Genomic DNA, 16,715 nt, shown 5'->3' on the forward strand with positions numbered 1-16,715 from the left:
TCACGCCACTTGGCTCTGGTCCCGCCCCCCGGACTTGGCCTTGTACAACCCCTGATCGGCCCGGTTAAGCAGCTCATCGACACTTTCGCCGTCCCGATAATCCGCCACGCCCACGGAGAGGCTGACAGTGGCCGGGCCACCCTGGGCATCGAAACGCTGTTCACGCCAACGCTGGCGTAGACGTTCAGCCACCAGCAGGGCGCCGTGGGCATCACTTTGCGGCAACACCAGCAGGAATTCCTCGCCTCCCAGGCGACCAAAAAAATCACCGTCACGCATGCCCGATAACGCCAGCTCGGAAAACTGGCGCAGTATCCGGTCCCCCCAGTCATGACCGTGCCGGTCGTTGATTTTCTTGAAGTGATCCAGGTCCACATAACAGACCGCAAACGGCACCCCTTTACGACCGGCCAGCGCCCGCTGGCGCTCCAGAACATCCAGCAAATGGCGGCGGTTGAACAGGCCGGTTAAATCATCACGGATGGCCATTTCCCGCACCTTTTCCACCGCATTGGCCAGGTCCCGGTTCTTGTCTGCCAACGCATTACGCAGGCGGTTCACGCCCCCACCGGTGACGGCAAAACTGACCGAGATCATGGCAAACACCAGCCACTGCAACAGCTCCACCGACAGGCTCAGCTGCACCCAGCGATCCATCAACGCCAGCCACAGCATCAGCGCATAGGCTGCACTGGCCAGAAACGCCACGGCAATCATCACCTTGCCACTGAGCCGGAACGACACCATCAGCAAGGCGGCAAAGAACAGGGTCACCACGCTGAGTCGAAACTCATCCACGTAATACCCCGACACCATGAACACCCCGATAAAATACAGAATCAACGGCAGCGACAAACTTGGCTCACGCAGATTCAAGGTAATGCCGGTTGCCATCAGCAGCTGGTAAGCCAACAGAGAAATCCAGACCAGCGACACCAGCAGCAATGCTTCCGGCAGCGCGATATGCATATAGCCCAGTTGAAAATAGACGACACAGAGCAAGGTATGCATGGCCATGATCGCCATGGCCGAACGGCTATGGCGTTGCATCAGGCGCTTTTCACTCAACGTCAGTTTTTCTGCCTGATGAAGGTCCTGATTCATTCCGTCTCCCCGACGATCAATCTATCGCGGCCGGTTTCCTTGGCCCGGTACAGCGCCTGGTCCGCCCGCTTGATCAACTGCGCAGGCGTTTCGCCAGGATTCAGCATCGCCAGCCCCCCGGAAACCGTGACCGCCAACCCGGGAGCGTCCTTGAAACGCTGGCTGCGCATGCCCAGCAGAATACCCTCCACCAGATTGCGCGCTTCCTCCGGATCACTCACCGGCAACACCAGCATGAATTCTTCCCCGCCCAGACGGGCGGCGAAATCCTGATTGGTCAGGTGGCGCCGTGTCACATCCGCAAAACGCTGCAACACCAGGTCGCCCATGCCATGGCCATACTGATCGTTGGTTTTCTTGAAATGATCCAGGTCCAGGTACACCACACCCAGTTGATACGCGCCACGGGCAGACTGCCCGCACGCCTTGCTCAGCAGCTCCATGGCATGGCGACGGCGGTAGAACCCGGTCAGCTCGTCTTTTACCGCCATGTCGTGAATACGCTCAACAATTTCTGCCAGCTGCTGATTACGCTTACCCAACTGGAACCGAATGGTGGAAATCTCCGACGCCACCAGCATGGCGGCCAGTACCATGGCACTGAACAGGCCCCACTGAATCCACTCGCCCTGCACGTCCACCACTTCCGGCCAGTACACACAAACCACCCCCAGCACGAGCGCGTACCCCAGCACGCAATACCCTGCCAGAGCCATGAACTGCCGGAGCGAAGCCTGCAACACCCCCATCTGGACGATGGCGAAGAAAATCAACATGACACACAGACGCACCTGATCGACGACCAGGGCAGTGACCAATAACCCGGTGGTTGACCACACCATCAGCGGCATGATCATGGAAGGTTCGGAAAGCCGGCGGTTCAGGCCCACCAGCATAAACAAGACAAACAGGATATGGCCGGCCCAGAGGGCAGCAAAAAGGGAGTAGAACAGGGCTTCCCCACCGCGGAAAAAGTCCAGCTGCAAAGCGATCCAGCAGAGCAGTGTATGGGCACTGCCGCCCGCCAGGATGGCAAAGAGCACCCGGCGTAATCGCTGCGACTGCAAGGCCACAGGGTGGAACGTTAACGTTTGATCCATGCCGGATTTCCCGATTTGGTGCGATCATCCCCACTATCGATCGCACCAACTAGTAGCATAATAGTATTATTGTTGAACCAATAGTAATACCAAATGCCTACTCCGTCACAGTTTGGCCATCCCCTAAACGGAACCGCTCATCGTTGTAAAACGGATTTTACCGCACCGAACCTTCTGATTTTTATGCACTTTAGCGGCTTGATGAATCCGGGGAGGACTGGCAGACCCGGGCCACCGCATCCCGCCAACCCTGGTAGCGTTTCTGACGCTCCGCCTCGTCCAGCGCCGGGGAAAACTCCCGCTCACAACGCCACTGCTCGGCCACGGACTCCAGCGATGTATACAAGCCCACCCCCAGACCCGCCAGATAGGCCGCTCCCAGGGCGGTGGTTTCGGTGACCACCGGCCGATCCACACAGACGCCCAGCACATCCGACAGGGTCTGGCTCAGCCAGTTGTTCACCACCATTCCGCCATCCACCCGCAGAGTGGTGGGCCGAGTGCCACAGTCCGCTGCCATGGCATCCAGCAGATCCCGGGATTGGTAGCACACCGCTTCCAACCCTGCGGTTACCACTTCGGCAATACCCGTGTCGCGGGTCAGGCCCAGCAACGCGCCCCGTGCATGGGGGTCCCACCAGGGCGCCCCCAAGCCGGTAAAGGCCGGCACCAGATACACGCCACCGGCGGAACCGGCACGGCGGGCCAGCGCTTCGGTTTCACTGGCATCACGAATCAGGTTGAGGCCATCACGCAGCCACTGGATCGCCGCACCCGCCACAAAAATGGAGCCTTCCAGGGCATAGGTGGTCTTGCCGTTCAGGCGGTAGCCCACGGTGGTCAATAACCGGTTATGGGATTCCACTGCCTCGCCGGTATTCATGACCATGAAGCAGCCGGTGCCATAGGTGCTTTTCACCATCCCCGGAGAAAAACAGGCCTGGCCGACCAGAGCCGCCTGCTGGTCCCCGGCAATACCCGCCACCGGCACGGCCGCGCCCAACAATTCCGGGCAGGTGGTACCAAAGTCGGCGGCACTGTCGCGCACATCCGGCAGCACTGAAGCCGGCACATTGAACAAGGCCAGCAGCTCCTCATCCCAGCATTGTTCATGAATATTGAACAACAGCGTCCGCGAGGCATTGGTGGCATCGGTGGCGTGCACCTTGCCGCGGGTCAACTGCCACAGCAGCCAGCTATCAATGGTGCCAAATGCCAACTCACCGGCCTCAGCACGCTGGCGGGCACCCGCCACGTTATCCAGTAACCAGGCCAGCTTGGTGGCCGAAAAGTAAGGATCCAACAGCAGGCCCGTCTTGCTGCGCACCCAGCTTTCATGCCCCTGATCCCTTAGCCTTTCACAGGTGGCGGCTGTACGGCGATCCTGCCAGACAATGGCTTTGGCCAGCGGATCCCCGGTTTCCCGGTCCCACAGCACGGTGGTTTCTCGCTGGTTGGTGATACCGATAGCGGCCAGTTGCTGTGCCTCCACCCGGGCATTGCGCAAGGCTTGCTGGCACATCGCCAGGGTGTCATTCCAGATCTCCATGGCATCGTGCTCCACCCAGCCATCCTGGGGAAAATGCTGGCGAAACTCTTTCTGCGCCTGCCCACAGGCACGGCCACTGGCATCAAAAACGATGGCGCGGGAACTGGTGGTGCCCTGGTCGATGGATAGGATGTAAGACATGACTCGGCTAATCCTGTTATCAGTATTGGTGGCTGGATCAGGCAGACGTCCCGGAGGGCGTCGGGAGACGCATTTTAAATGAAGGTCCGATGACAGATTGCACGATAACGGACAACCTTATAGACCTTATCGGCTATATATCGCCTGGCACCGGGTGCCTGACGCACAGCTCGCGCACTGCAGCCGGGTTCGATTACGGTTTTCGATATCGTCCGGTATCTGGTGCCCGGCGCACTATCCACTCATCCGACCCAGCACATGCTGGCCTTGCTGGCTCTTGGGCAAGCTTACGGTAAACCGGGCTCCGCCTTCCGGGCTTTCTTCCACGCGAATCTCTCCGCCGTGCCAGTCCACAATCCGCTTCACGATGGACAGCCCCAAACCATACCCGCCGCTGGCCCGGTGACGACTTTTATCCAGCCGGGCAAAGGGTTTGAACACGCGCTCGCGCTCATGCTCCGGAATACCCGGACCATCATCGTCCACATGGATCACCACCAGATCCTCGCTCTCCTCCACCCGCATGACGATACGTGCTTTCGCGTAGCGCAAGGCATTGGTCACCAGGTTCTGCAACACCCGGTGCAGGTAACGCTCTTCCGCTTCCACTTCCAGGGTCGGGTACGGATTGATCACGGTGATGACCGTTTCATCGCGGATGGTTTCCAGCTCATCGCGCAGTTGTTCGCACAACTCGCCAATCACCACCGGCTGGAATTCGATATTGGGTGTGCCCTGCTCCAGACGAGCATAGGTCAAAATTTCGTCGATCAACTGATCCAGCTGCTCGATGTCCAGATCCATGGCATTGAGCTTTTCCCGACGCAGCTCAGCCGATTCGATATCCGCCAGCATCTCCAGGCCAAAACGCAGACGTGCCACCGGAGTGCGAAGTTCATGGCTCACCGCCCGGGTCATCTCCCGCTGGGATTCGATCAACCGGCGAATGTGCGCCGTCATGCCATTAAAGGTGGCGGCCACCTGGCCGATGGCGTCGCTGCCTTCAATATTGGCGTAGGCGCCCAGATCACCACTGCCAAGTTGGCTCACGGCATTGTCGAGCTGCTTGAGTCGGCGTTGCAACGGACTCACCTGCAGGTAGGTTGCCAATGCCACCGCCAACAGGCTAGTCGCCCCGGCAATGATCAACAGCTCAATGGGGAATTGGTCAAACAGGCTTAGCGGACCAATCACCAACAGCTTGCCGGTCTGCGCCACCGGAGCGTAAATACGAATACTGGAATCACGGCGAGTACTGTCATCCAGGGCGATGACCACTTCGCGGCGATTGAGTCGCTGCTCCTGCTCGCCATCCAGGGAGACGTCATCACGCTGAACCAGTGTCAGCGGGTAACCAAACTGATGCTGCAGGTCCGCCAGCGCCGGAGCCCACTCGGATTCCTGAAAATGCGATAAATGATTCAGAATCAACACTGCCGTAGCCCGCGCCTGTTGCTCGGACACTTTGGTCATACGTGTGTTGATATAGGCATCTTCGTCGGGGATCTGGAACAGAATGTCGGCGTAGCCTTCATCGTCGTTCAGACGCATGACCACCAGGCCGTCTTCCAGGTGCAGCTTCTCCCGGTAGCCCAGCGCCAGTTCCTCGCGGGATTTCAGGGATATCTCGGCACTGAACAGCTTGCTGAGTACCTGGCTCCAGCGATCGCGATCCCCGGCTTCATAGCGCTGGTAGCCCTCCGCCATAAGGAAAAAGGTACCGCGGGCCATTTTTTCCCGGTACAGATCAGATCGGTAGCTGTTCACCAGCTCCACGGCACCATAGGTGATGGCGCCGATGAAACACAGCGCCAGCAACAAGCCCCCGTAGAGCCTCAGGAAAATACTATTCAAACGTCACCCAGCGTCATCCCTGCGCCGCGACGGCCAAAACAGCCGTTATGCCGCGCCGATTTCCTTGACGAACAGATAGCCCTTGGAACGCACCGTCTTGATGCGCTTGGGATTTTCCGGGTCGTCCCCCACTTTCGGGCGAATCCGGGAAATACGCACATCAATAGAGCGGTCCTGGCCGTCATATTGAATGCCACGCAGTTTCTCGAAAATCGTCTCCCGCGAGAGCACCGTGCCCGCATTGGACGCCAGCAACCAAAGCAGGTCGTATTCGGCGCTGGTCAGGTCCACCGACTCACCCGCGAGGGTCACTTCCCGCGCCGAGTTGTCGATCACCAGGGCACCAAATTCCAGGCGGGCCGGTGAGTTGTCTCGTTCGCTGTCGGTTTCCACCCGGCGCAACAAGGCGCGAATCCGTGCCAGCAACACGCGGGGTTTCACCGGTTTGGCCACGTAGTCATCCGCGCCCATTTCCAGCCCCAGCACCTGATCCATGTCATCCGTACGAGCGGTCAGCATGAGGATGGGATTCTTATAGGCACTGCGCACTTCACGACATACCGTCAGGCCGTCGGCCCCGGGCAGCATCAGATCCAGCACCACCAGATCGGGCTGTTCCGCACGGATGCGACGAATGGCTTCTTCGCCGTCGCTCACTACCGTGACATCCAGGCCGTTGCTTTGCAGATATTCACAGGTTAAATCGGCAAGACGCTCGTCGTCTTCTACGATCATGATGGCTGGCGGGTTATCCTGCACCGTTGTCATCCCGTCCTTATCCTTTTGAATTTGTATCGTTATTGTCGTTTTGTTTCAGCGCCAACCCGGCGAACTGTAACAAACGTATCCCTATCGGATGTTTATACGCATACACGCTGTGCACGGCAACCTCTCGGCCTGTTCATCGTACAAACAACCGCCATACCCCGCTTTTGCGTGGGGCCCACGGGCCCTTGACACAGAACAGCCTGTGACCGTTTTTTCCCATTGACAAACACTATATCTAGTGTGCGCCTGCACAGAAAAAAAGCACTCGCAATGCACCCACATCGCCCCACAGGTTATCCACAAGATTTCCCCAGGCGAAGTGCTTGCAAAAAAGCGGGGACAACTATAACTTGTACTGAATTCAGGCGCCGACCCCAAGATGTTGGGTTTTTGTAAAACGGACGCCGCCCCAGGACAAAACAGTCTACAGCGTGGAAAAGTGCAATCGCATCAGCGATTTAGCCTTTTACCGACAAGAAGGGGAAAGAATAACGTCATGGATAAGACACAATATATTGTGGTTCGCGCGCTCGCGATACCACCATGCACCACCCACGACACGATTTAACACGCCATGGCCCTGGGTCGTGGCGTTTTGCGTGGTGAAGCTGCCACGCCCACAACACACAAAACAGACAGCGAAAGCACAAACAACGGAGAGGGCACCATGCAGACGGATATGAGCCAAAACCCACAGAACGCCGGCTCCCCTGCCAGCGACAGCAACGACCAGGATCAAAGTATTGCCAGCACCGCCCCCGGCCAGCTGCGCGTGATCAAGCGTAATGGCAAGGTAGTGAGCTACGATGACGACAAGATTACCGTCGCCATCAGCAAGGCATTCCTGGCTGTGGAAGGCGGCACCGCCGCTGCATCGTCCCGCATCCATGAAACCGTGGCGCGCCTCACCGAGCAGGTCAGCGCCACCTTCAAGCGTCGCATGCCTTCCGGTGGCACCATCCACATCGAAGAAATCCAGGACCAGGTCGAACTGGCCCTGATGCGCAACGGCGAACAGAAAGTCGCCCGTGACTATGTACTGTACCGTGAACAGCAGGCCTCCAAACGCGCCGCCGAACACAGCAGCGACCTGCCCGCCCCCACCCACCAGGTGGATATGTCTGTCACCATGGAAGACGGCAGCAAGGCACCGCTGGACATGGCCCGCCTTGAGCACCTGATTCGTGCGGCCTGCTCCGGCCTGAGCGATGTCAACGCCGACAAGATCATCACCGAAACCGTGAAAAACCTGTACGACGGGGTGTCTATCCACGACGTGAACACCTCCATGGTGATCACCGCCCGTACCATGATCGAGGTGGAGCCGAATTACTCCCAGGTCACCGCCCGCCTGCTGATGGACAAGATTCGCGCCGAAGCCCTGCAGTTCCTGAATGTAGCCGAGCGCGCCAGCCACGATGAAATGAACGCCCTTTACGGTGAAGCGCTGAAAGCATACATCGGCAAAGGCATCGAGCTGGAACTGTTGTCTCCGCAACTGGCCGAGTACGACCTGGACAAGCTGGGTGCCGCCCTGGATGGCAACCGCGACCTGCAGTTCTCCTACCTGGGCCTGCAAACCCTGTACGACCGCTACTTCATCCACCACAACGACACCCGCATCGAGCTGCCCCAGTGTTTCTTCATGCGTGTAGCCATGGGCCTGGCCGTGGAAGAAGACAATCGCGAAGCCCGCGCCATTGAGTTCTACAACCTGCTCTCCAGCTTCGACTACATGAGCTCCACGCCGACCCTGTTCAACGCCGGCACCCTGCGCCCGCAGCTGTCCAGCTGCTACCTGACCACCGTGCCCGACGACCTGCACGGCATTTACGGCGCCATCCAGGACAACGCCATGCTGTCCAAATTTGCCGGCGGCCTGGGTAACGACTGGACCCCGGTGCGGGCACTGGGCGCCTACATCAAGGGCACCAATGGTCGCTCCCAGGGTGTCGTCCCCTTCCTGAAAGTGGTCAACGATACCGCCGTGGCCGTTAACCAGGGTGGCAAGCGCAAAGGCGCCGTCTGTGCCTACCTGGAAACCTGGCACATGGACATCGAGGAATTCCTCGAGCTGCGCAAGAACACCGGTGACGACCGCCGTCGTACCCACGACATGAACAGCGCCAACTGGATTCCCGATCTGTTCATGAAGCGTGTGATCAACGAAGAAGACTGGACCCTGTTCAGCCCCAACGACACCCCGGACCTGCACGACCTGTACGGTGAAGCGTTCGAGAAGGCATACCTGGAATACGAAGCCAAAACCCGCAGTGGCGAACTGAAACTGTTCAAGCGTCTGCCCGCCATCAACCTGTGGCGCAAGATGCTCTCCATGCTGTTTGAAACAGGCCACCCCTGGTTCACCTTCAAGGATCCGTGCAACCTGCGCAGCCCGCAGCAGCACGTGGGCGTGGTGCACTCCTCCAACCTGTGCACCGAGATCACCCTGAACACCAACCAGGAAGAAATCGCCGTGTGTAACCTGGGTTCCGTGAACCTGGCCCAGCACGTGGACGAAAACGGCCTGGATATCGAGAAGCTGCAAGGCACCATCAACACCGCCGTGCGCATGCTCGATAACGTGATCGACATCAACTACTACAGCGTGCCCCAGGCGGAGCGTTCCAACATGAAGCACCGCCCGGTGGGCCTGGGCATCATGGGCTTCCAGGACGCCCTGTATAAGCAAGGCATCAGCTACGCCTCCGAAGGCGCCGTACAGTTTGCCGACAACTCCATGGAAGCGGTGAGCTACTACGCCATCCAGGCCTCCGCCAAACTGGCCGAAGAGCGCGGCGCCTACCAGACCTTCGACGGTTCCCTGTGGAGCCAGGGGGTACTGCCCATCGACTCCATCGAGATCCTGGTCAAACAGCGTGGCGAGGACTACTGCAAAGTCGATCGCAGCCAGACTCTGGATTGGGACAGCGTGCGCGCCATGGCCAAGAAAGGCATGCGTAACTCCAACGTCATGGCCATCGCTCCTACCGCGACCATCGCCAACATTACCGGGGTCTCCCAGTCCATCGAGCCCACGTACCAGAACCTGTACGTGAAATCGAACCTGTCCGGCGAGTTCACCGTGGTCAACCCGTACCTGGTCAGCGCCCTGAAAGAGCGCGGCCTGTGGGACAACGTGATGGTCAACGACCTGAAATACTACGATGGCTCCGCGCAGCCCATCGAACGGATTCCGGCAGACCTGAAAGAACAGTTCCGCACCGCCTTTGAAGTGGAGCCGCGCTGGTTGGTGGAAGCCGCAAGCCGTCGCCAGAAATGGATCGACCAGGCTCAATCCCTGAACCTGTACATCGCCGAAGCGAACGGCAAAAAGCTGGACGTGACCTACAAGATGGCCTGGTTGCTGGGACTGAAAACCACCTACTACCTGCGCGCCATCGGCGCCACGCAGACCGAAAAGTCCACCNTCAATGATGGCAAGCTGAACCGGGTTTCCTCCAAGGTGGAAGAGCCAGCCGCAGAATTCGGCCAAGCCGCCGACGTACCCCAGGCCTGCTCCATCGATGATCCGGATTGCGAAGCCTGCCAATAAACGCCGGACGCCAGATGCCGGACGCTCAACGCACGCCTTTCTTCATGCGTCCGGCGTCAGGCATCCAGCATCAGGCCACTTAAAGAATGCACCACCGGTGACGCCATCGCGCCACCCTTGAAAGAATGGAGAGAACACATGCTGAGCTGGGACGAATTTAATGCGCAAGAGACGCCTGTCGCCAAACCGCAGCCCGCAACCGCAACGCCGCCGCAATCTGAGACGGTATCTGACCAAGCGGCACCTGAAGCTAAAGCACCGGGAGCGGGAAGTTCTGCGGATGATGGAATCGAGCAACAGCGACGAGACAACACCGCCGCAGCCCGAGCCGCTTCAGAAGCGGTAGCCCGCGCCCAGGCCGCCGTGGCCAAGATGGACATCGAGGAAGGCCTTGCCGAACTGGAAGGCACCGCCGGCCGAGTGGAAGTTGACGACAAGCGCATGATCAACTGCCGCGCCGACCTGAACCAGCTGGTCCCGTTCAAATACGATTGGGCCTGGCAGAAATACCTGGATGGCTGCGCCAACCACTGGATGCCCCAGGAAGTGAACATGAACGCCGACCTGGCGTTGTGGAAAAAAACCGACGGCCTCACCGACGACGAGCGTCGCATCGTCAAACGCAACCTGGGCTTCTTCTCCACCGCCGATTCCCTGGTCGCCAACAACCTGGTGCTGGCTATCTACCGCCTGATCACCAACCCGGAATGTCGCCAGTACATCCTGCGTCAGTCCTTTGAAGAAGCCATTCATACCCATGCCTACCAGTACTGCATCGAATCACTGGGCATGGACGAAGGCGAAATCTTCAACATGTATCAGGAGATCCCCTCCGTCGCCAAGAAAGCGCAGTGGGGCATCCAGTACACCCGCGACCTGTCCGACCCGGAATTCACCACCGGCACCGTGGAAACCGACAAGGCCTTGCTGGAAAACCTGATCGCGTTCTACTGCGTACTGGAAGGCATCTTCTTCTACTGTGGCTTCACCCAGATCCTGTCCATGGGTCGGCGCAACAAGATGACCGGTGTCGCCGAGCAGTTCCAGTACATCCTGCGTGACGAATCCATGCACGTGAACTTCGGCGTAGATGTGATCAACCAGATCAAACTGGAAAATCCACACCTGTGGGATCAGGCCATGCGCGACAAAGCCACCCAGATGATTCTGGAAGGCACCGAGCTGGAAATCCAGTACGCCCGCGACACCATGCCACGCGGCGTACTCGGCATGAACGCCGCCATGATGGAAGAGTACCTGCAGTTCATCGCCAACCGCCGCCTGGCCCAGCTGGGCCTGCCGGAACAGTTCAAGGGCGTGAACAACCCCTTCCCGTGGATGAGCGAAATCATGGACCTGCGCAAGGAGAAAAACTTCTTCGAAACCCGGGTTACCGAATACCAGGTGGGCGGCGCCCTTTCCTGGGAATAACGACAAAAGGGCGCTTCGGCGCCCTTTTTTGTGTACGGAGCAATGCCCTATTGACCATCTGCAGGAGCGTCTCTCGAGGCGCGAACCACCCATAAACGGCACACCAAAAACCATCGTGTAGTGGTCAACGAATTCCACAAGCAGATAGCAGCCCCCTTGCCGAATTGCGGACTTACACCTTACACCGCTTGATTTACCGCCAGGTTTGACAGGCGCTCTGAGTGTCCCGTTGTTTTCCTCCGTTTTTTTCCCGACTCCCAAGAATGCCCCGAGTCAGCCAGACTCTTTCCGTTGACCCGGAGCTTCCTTCCCATCATTCAAAACGGTTGGCGTGAATATTCCCGTAAGTCCCATCGAATTGGCAGGGAACCACGGGACACGCATAAATTTAAACAGCAAAAACAACAACTACCATCCACCAGGCTCTGCCCCGCAATCCATTTACGTCCTGTCATTTGTGCCTACTCTTTCAGCTTATCCAGTGCACCCAGAGCAATCGGCAGCCGTTGCCGCCGGAGTCTCATATGCGCAAGCCATGTCTGTTCATCTATTCCCAAACGATCCAGTACACCTGCCGCATATGCGGGCAACCCGGGGAAAAGCATAAGAATAGCTCCTGTCTTAATTTAATCCCCAGAATCTCCATGTGGGAGCGTGCCTGTACGCGAGAAGGATCAGTAAACCTCACCTGAAGCAGACTCTCCGAGGGTGCATTTGGAGCCGTTCGTAAAATACTCCTGACCATCCATCACAAGCGCTCAAAGTTTAACCAGCTCAGGGGATTTCCCGTTTGTTTTACGCTGCCATCGTTGGCAACATTGGACCGAGCCTCGGCAAGAACAGGCTCATCCCAACTGCAGGAGGCTTCGCATGAGCGATTACGACGACAGAGATGATTACCAGCAAGAAGCCGAAGACCTGTTGGAAACTATCGAGCAGGTGGAAGAAACCCTGACGGTCATGTCCAAAGTGGTCGGGCAGCTGAAAGAACAAGTGGCTTCACATCTGGACCCGAATACGGTGGAAATGAGCGCCGAGGAATTTCTCGATCAGTGCGAGAATCTGGAAGGGACCTGGCACTAGCAGCGCGCAGACCGCTTTCGCAGAGCACCTGAAAAAGGGCTCTGCGCACACAGGGCTACATCGCTTGCCCTCTCTCGTCCGCTTGCCCATCCGGGTAGCGACGAACCCCGCCAACCCAGGTGCCCCGCACCTGGATCGATTCCCAGTCGCCAATCGCTTGCCGCGGATCCCGGTCCAGCCAGACCAGGTCCGCACGCATACCCAGGCGCAACTGCCCTACCTGATCTGCCACCCCCAGCTGCCTGGCCGCATCCACGGTCACTGCCTGCAACGCCCGGTCCACATCCACAGCCTGCTCCGGCCCCAGCAACGCCCCGGAGGCGGTCTCGCGTTCCACCGCATTCCACACCAGCTGCAGCGGCTCAAAGGGCACTACCGGCGAATCCGCATGCAAGGTAAAGCTCAGCCCGGCTTGCTCCGCTTCCGCCAGCGGGCTGATCCGGCTAGCCCGCTCCGGCCCCAGGAAAACATCCCGGTGCCGGTCGCCCCAGTAATACACATGGGTATTGAAGAACGAGGGAATCACATCCAGCGCCACCATGCGCTGCAACTGCGCCGGAGTCGCCATCTGTGCATGAATCAATACCGGTTGCACCCGCACCTGCGGGCAGGCAGCCCGGGCGCCGGCAATGGCGTTCAGACTCAGATCAATAGCCGCATCACCATTGGCGTGCACGGCCACTTGCCGCTCCTGGCAATGAAACTGTTTTACTTGGGCGCTAAGCGCTGCTTGAGACCGCGTAGGAAACCCCAGATAGTCCGTCGGGTAATCCTCCGGCAGGGTGTAATACGGCGCCCCGAGAAACCCGGTATAACCCTGTAATGAGCCATCACTGACCAGCTTGACCGGCCCCAGATGGCTGCGCTCCCCCTGCGGTATGGAGATGTCACCCGCCTGGCGCAGTTTTTCCGCCTCTGCGTTGGGCCAGACACTCAGGCGCAGGGGGATCAGCCCGAACTGTAATGCCGGCTTCAGGGCCCGAATAGCCGCCGGGTCCGCCAGGCCGTTCTGCGCAAAGGTGATACCCCGCGACAGATAAATATGCGACGCCCGGGACAACACCTTCAAGCCGTCCAGGGGTGCCAATTTCAACGCCTGGCTACGCACCGGATTAAACGCGGTTTCCGCCAGCAGGCCATTGAGCCGACCGCTTTCATCGCGACCATAAAATCCGCCCGGCGGGTCCTCAACGTCTTCCTTGATGCCCATGCTTTCCAGCGCAGCGGAATTAACCACGCCCAGATGCCCGGAAATATGCATGACCATGATCGGCCGCGTTTTGCTCACCGCATCCAGCTCTGCCCGGGTGGGATAGCGCTGCTCGCCGATGGTGGTGTCATCAAAACCATACGCCAGCAGCATGCCTTCCGGGCGGCGCTGGGCCAGCAGGCGCAAACGCTCCAGCAGCGTGTCGATGCTGTACAAATCACCAATCGGCGGACTGTTGGCATCCACCGCCACCGCAGACAATCCTTCACCGGGGAAATGTCCATGGGCTTCAATAAACCCCGGCATCAGTGTACCGCCCTCCAGGTCGATCACCGCCACATCCCGGCTGACCTGCCGGCGCAACACCTCGACCTCACCCAGCGCCACAATCTCGCCCCGCTTCACCAGCATGGCATCCGCCACCGGCTGTTGCGGGTCCATGGTCAGTACCGTGCCATTAAAAAAGAGCTGCGCCGCTGGCGCCGGCGGGTTAAACCAGCGATGCACACCCGCCACGGCCAACACGATCAGGGCAACAATGATCACCAATACCCACAATCCGGTTTTCTTCATAGCTGTCTCTCTCGCTGGCTGACCGGGCGTTTTCGCCTTGATTCGTTATTGCGCAGACTCTGCCCTTCCACTCTGGGGAGAACAAGTCGGATTCTCACTCGTTTTGTGTTCGCCCCAACGGTTTATCATCACATTTTTAAATAAAACAGATTCATTAACCCCATACCGGCCTGCCCCCCGAGCGCGCTATAGTGAAGCCCGACTTGGAGGTGCTGCACCCTTTAAGTGCGCAGTTTATGCACCAGAACAAGGAAAAAGCGGCACCATCCTTGCATTAACCGCGATGATAATTTTACAGCCACGCATCGTGGAACCCGACACGGCCAACAGCCGGCGACGGGATCAACTGGAGACAAAGAGTCATGAAAGCATCGGATTTGTTTGTTCGCGCCCTGGAAGCGGAAGGGGTAGAGCACGTTTTTGCCATTCCCGGTGAAGAAAACCTGGACCTGCTTGAGTCGCTGCGCGGCTCCAATATCAAGCTGGTTATCACCCGTCACGAACAAGCCGCCGGCTTTATGGCATCCACCTATGGGCGCCTTACCGGCAAAGCCGGTGTCTGCATGTCCACCCTGGGCCCCGGCGCCACCAACCTGGTAACCGCCGCCGCCTACGCCCAGCTTGGCGCCATGCCCATGGTGATGATCACCGGCCAGAAACCGATCAAGACCAGCAAACAGGGCCAGTTCCAGATCATTGATGTGGTGGACATGATGCGCCCGCTCACCAAGTTCACCAAGCAGGTGGTCAGTGGCGACTCCATCCCTACCCGCATTCGCGAATCTTTCCGTCTCGCCCAGGAAGAGCGCCCCGGCGCTACCCACCTGGAGCTGCCGGAAGATATCGCCCGCGAACATTCCACCATGCCGGTCACCGAGCCCAGCGCGACCCGCCGCCCCATCGCCGAAGACAAGGCCATCTGCAAGGCGATCGAAGCCATCAAGGGCGCCCGCAAGCCGCTGCTGCTGGCCGGTGCCGGTGCCAACCGCAAGCTGACCAGCAAGATGCTGCGCCAGTTTGTGGAAAAACTGGGCATCCCGGTGATCACCACACAAATGGGCAAAGGGGTAGTGGACGAAACCGGCCCCCATTTCCTGGGCAACACCGCCCTGTCCGACGGCGACTTTGTACACCGCGCCATCGACCAGGCCGACCTGATCATCAACGTGGGCCATGACGTGGTGGAAAAGCCGCCCTTCTTCATGCGCCCCGGCGGCGCCGAAGTAGTTCACATCAACTTCAACTCCGCCCAAGTGGACCCGGTCTATTTCCCGCAGATCGAAGTGGTCGGCGACATTGCCAACAGCCTGTGGCAGCTCAAGGAGCGCCTGGATCCCCAGGAACACTGGAGCTTCTCGGACTTCCACCGCATCCGCGATGCGCTGCAAAAGCACATCAATGAAGGCATTCAGGACGACAGCTTCCCGATTCGCCCGCAGCGGCTGGTGGATGAAATCCGCAAGGTCATGCCGGAAGACGGCATCCTGACGCTGGATAACGGCATGTACAAAATCTGGTTTGCCCGCAACTACCCGGCCACCAAACCGAATACCGTGCTGTTGGATAACGCCCTAGCCACCATGGGCGCCGGCCTGCCTTCCGGCATGGCCGCGAAAATGGTCCACCCGGACCGCCGCGTCATGGCCATCGTCGGTGACGGCGGCTTCATGATGAACAGCCAGGAACTGGAAACCGCAGTACGCCTGAAGCTGGATATCGTGGTACTGATTCTGCGCGACGACGGCTACGGCATGATCAAGTGGAAACAGAACGATATGGACTTCCAGGACTTCGGCCTGGACTTCCAGAACCCGGACTTCGTGGATTACGCCCGCGCCTACGGCGCCCACGGCCACCGCGTGGAATCCACCGCCGGCCTGGGGCCGTTGATTGAAGAGTGCTACCAGCAAGGCGGCGTCCACGTGATCGACTGCATGGTGGATTACCGCGACAACAGCCGCATCCTCAACCGGGAAATTCGGGATCTTAGCTCGAAACTGTGAGTACAACCCGGACGGCTCGAGCAGCCTGCGCCGTTCGGGGTTTTGATTGTAGCGTCGGACGTCCGACGTCTGACGTCCGACGCGTTAAAGACAGCCCCAAAAAAACCTCATGGCCCACTGAAACGCCTTAAGGAACCGACATGCTAAAAGACGCCTACCCCTACTACCTGGCCAACGAAGCCGTCTTCGCCAACCAGGATCTGAATGTCACCGACAAATACAGCGGTGAAGTGGCCACCCGCGTGGCCATGGCGGACGCCGCCACCATCGACAAGGCCATCGACGCCGCCGACAAGGCCGCCAAGCCCATGGCACAACTGGCGCCCTACGAGCGCCAGGCAAT

11 protein-coding genes are annotated in these 16,715 nt (G+C 58.9%); 5 read left to right on the forward strand and 6 right to left on the reverse strand.

The features are described 5' to 3' along the window. From A3730_RS25020 to A3730_RS25040, 5 genes are all read right to left on the reverse strand, one after another. Positions 1–1,104: a GGDEF domain-containing protein gene (locus A3730_RS25020; RefSeq protein ID WP_063520139.1), complete on the reverse strand. Its 1,104-nt coding sequence runs from the start codon at positions 1,102–1,104 to the stop codon at positions 1–3. Next, a complete protein-coding gene (locus A3730_RS25025; RefSeq protein WP_063520138.1) occupies positions 1,101–2,204 on the reverse strand; it encodes a diguanylate cyclase in 1,104 nt (367 codons plus the stop codon). The genes A3730_RS25020 and A3730_RS25025 overlap by 4 nt, the downstream gene beginning before the upstream one ends. Before the next feature lie 190 nt (positions 2,205–2,394). Beyond that, positions 2,395–3,894 (reverse strand): glycerol kinase GlpK, encoded by a 1,500-nt coding sequence (gene glpK, locus A3730_RS25030; protein ID WP_063520137.1) that lies wholly within the window; start codon positions 3,892–3,894, stop codon positions 2,395–2,397. A 234-nt stretch (positions 3,895–4,128) separates the two neighbouring features. Then, complete coding sequence (locus A3730_RS25035) at positions 4,129–5,748, reverse strand: ATP-binding protein (RefSeq protein WP_063520136.1); 1,620 nt, start codon at positions 5,746–5,748, stop codon at positions 4,129–4,131. A 45-nt stretch (positions 5,749–5,793) separates the two neighbouring features. Then, on the reverse strand, positions 5,794–6,516 hold the full coding sequence (locus A3730_RS25040) for a response regulator (RefSeq protein WP_007149065.1): 723 nt from the start codon (positions 6,514–6,516) through the stop codon (positions 5,794–5,796). A gap of 667 nt (positions 6,517–7,183) precedes the next feature. Here A3730_RS25040 and A3730_RS25045 point away from each other — a divergent pair. From A3730_RS25045 to A3730_RS25055, 3 genes are all read left to right on the forward strand, one after another. Beyond that, a complete protein-coding gene (locus A3730_RS25045; protein ID WP_063539220.1) occupies positions 7,184–10,072 on the forward strand; it encodes a ribonucleoside-diphosphate reductase subunit alpha in 2,889 nt (962 codons plus the stop codon). A gap of 138 nt (positions 10,073–10,210) precedes the next feature. Continuing rightward, positions 10,211–11,503, forward strand: a complete 1,293-nt coding sequence (locus tag A3730_RS25050) for a ribonucleotide-diphosphate reductase subunit beta (RefSeq protein WP_063539222.1) — start codon at positions 10,211–10,213, stop codon at positions 11,501–11,503. Positions 11,504–12,373: 870 nt separating this feature from the next. Further along, a complete protein-coding gene (locus A3730_RS25055) occupies positions 12,374–12,586 on the forward strand; it encodes a hypothetical protein (RefSeq protein ID WP_007149518.1) in 213 nt (70 codons plus the stop codon). A 55-nt stretch (positions 12,587–12,641) separates the two neighbouring features. Here A3730_RS25055 and A3730_RS25060 read toward each other — a convergent pair whose 3' ends face one another. Then, positions 12,642–14,369 carry an amidohydrolase gene (locus A3730_RS25060; RefSeq protein ID WP_082872530.1) on the reverse strand — a complete coding sequence of 576 codons (1,728 nt, stop codon included), beginning with the start codon at positions 14,367–14,369 and terminating at the stop codon, positions 12,642–12,644. 362 nt (positions 14,370–14,731) lie between these two features. Between A3730_RS25060 and A3730_RS25065 the strand changes: the two genes are divergently transcribed. Together A3730_RS25065 and A3730_RS25070 are read left to right on the forward strand one after the other, a co-directional pair. Next, a complete protein-coding gene (locus A3730_RS25065) occupies positions 14,732–16,372 on the forward strand; it encodes an acetolactate synthase large subunit (protein ID WP_063539224.1) in 1,641 nt (546 codons plus the stop codon). 140 nt (positions 16,373–16,512) lie between these two features. Beyond that, positions 16,513–16,715, forward strand: a 203-nt coding sequence (locus A3730_RS25070; protein WP_156501350.1) for an aldehyde dehydrogenase family protein, incomplete at its 3' end; no start/stop codon positions are given.

The sequence above is a fragment of the Alcanivorax sp. HI0044 genome, assembly GCF_001634945.1.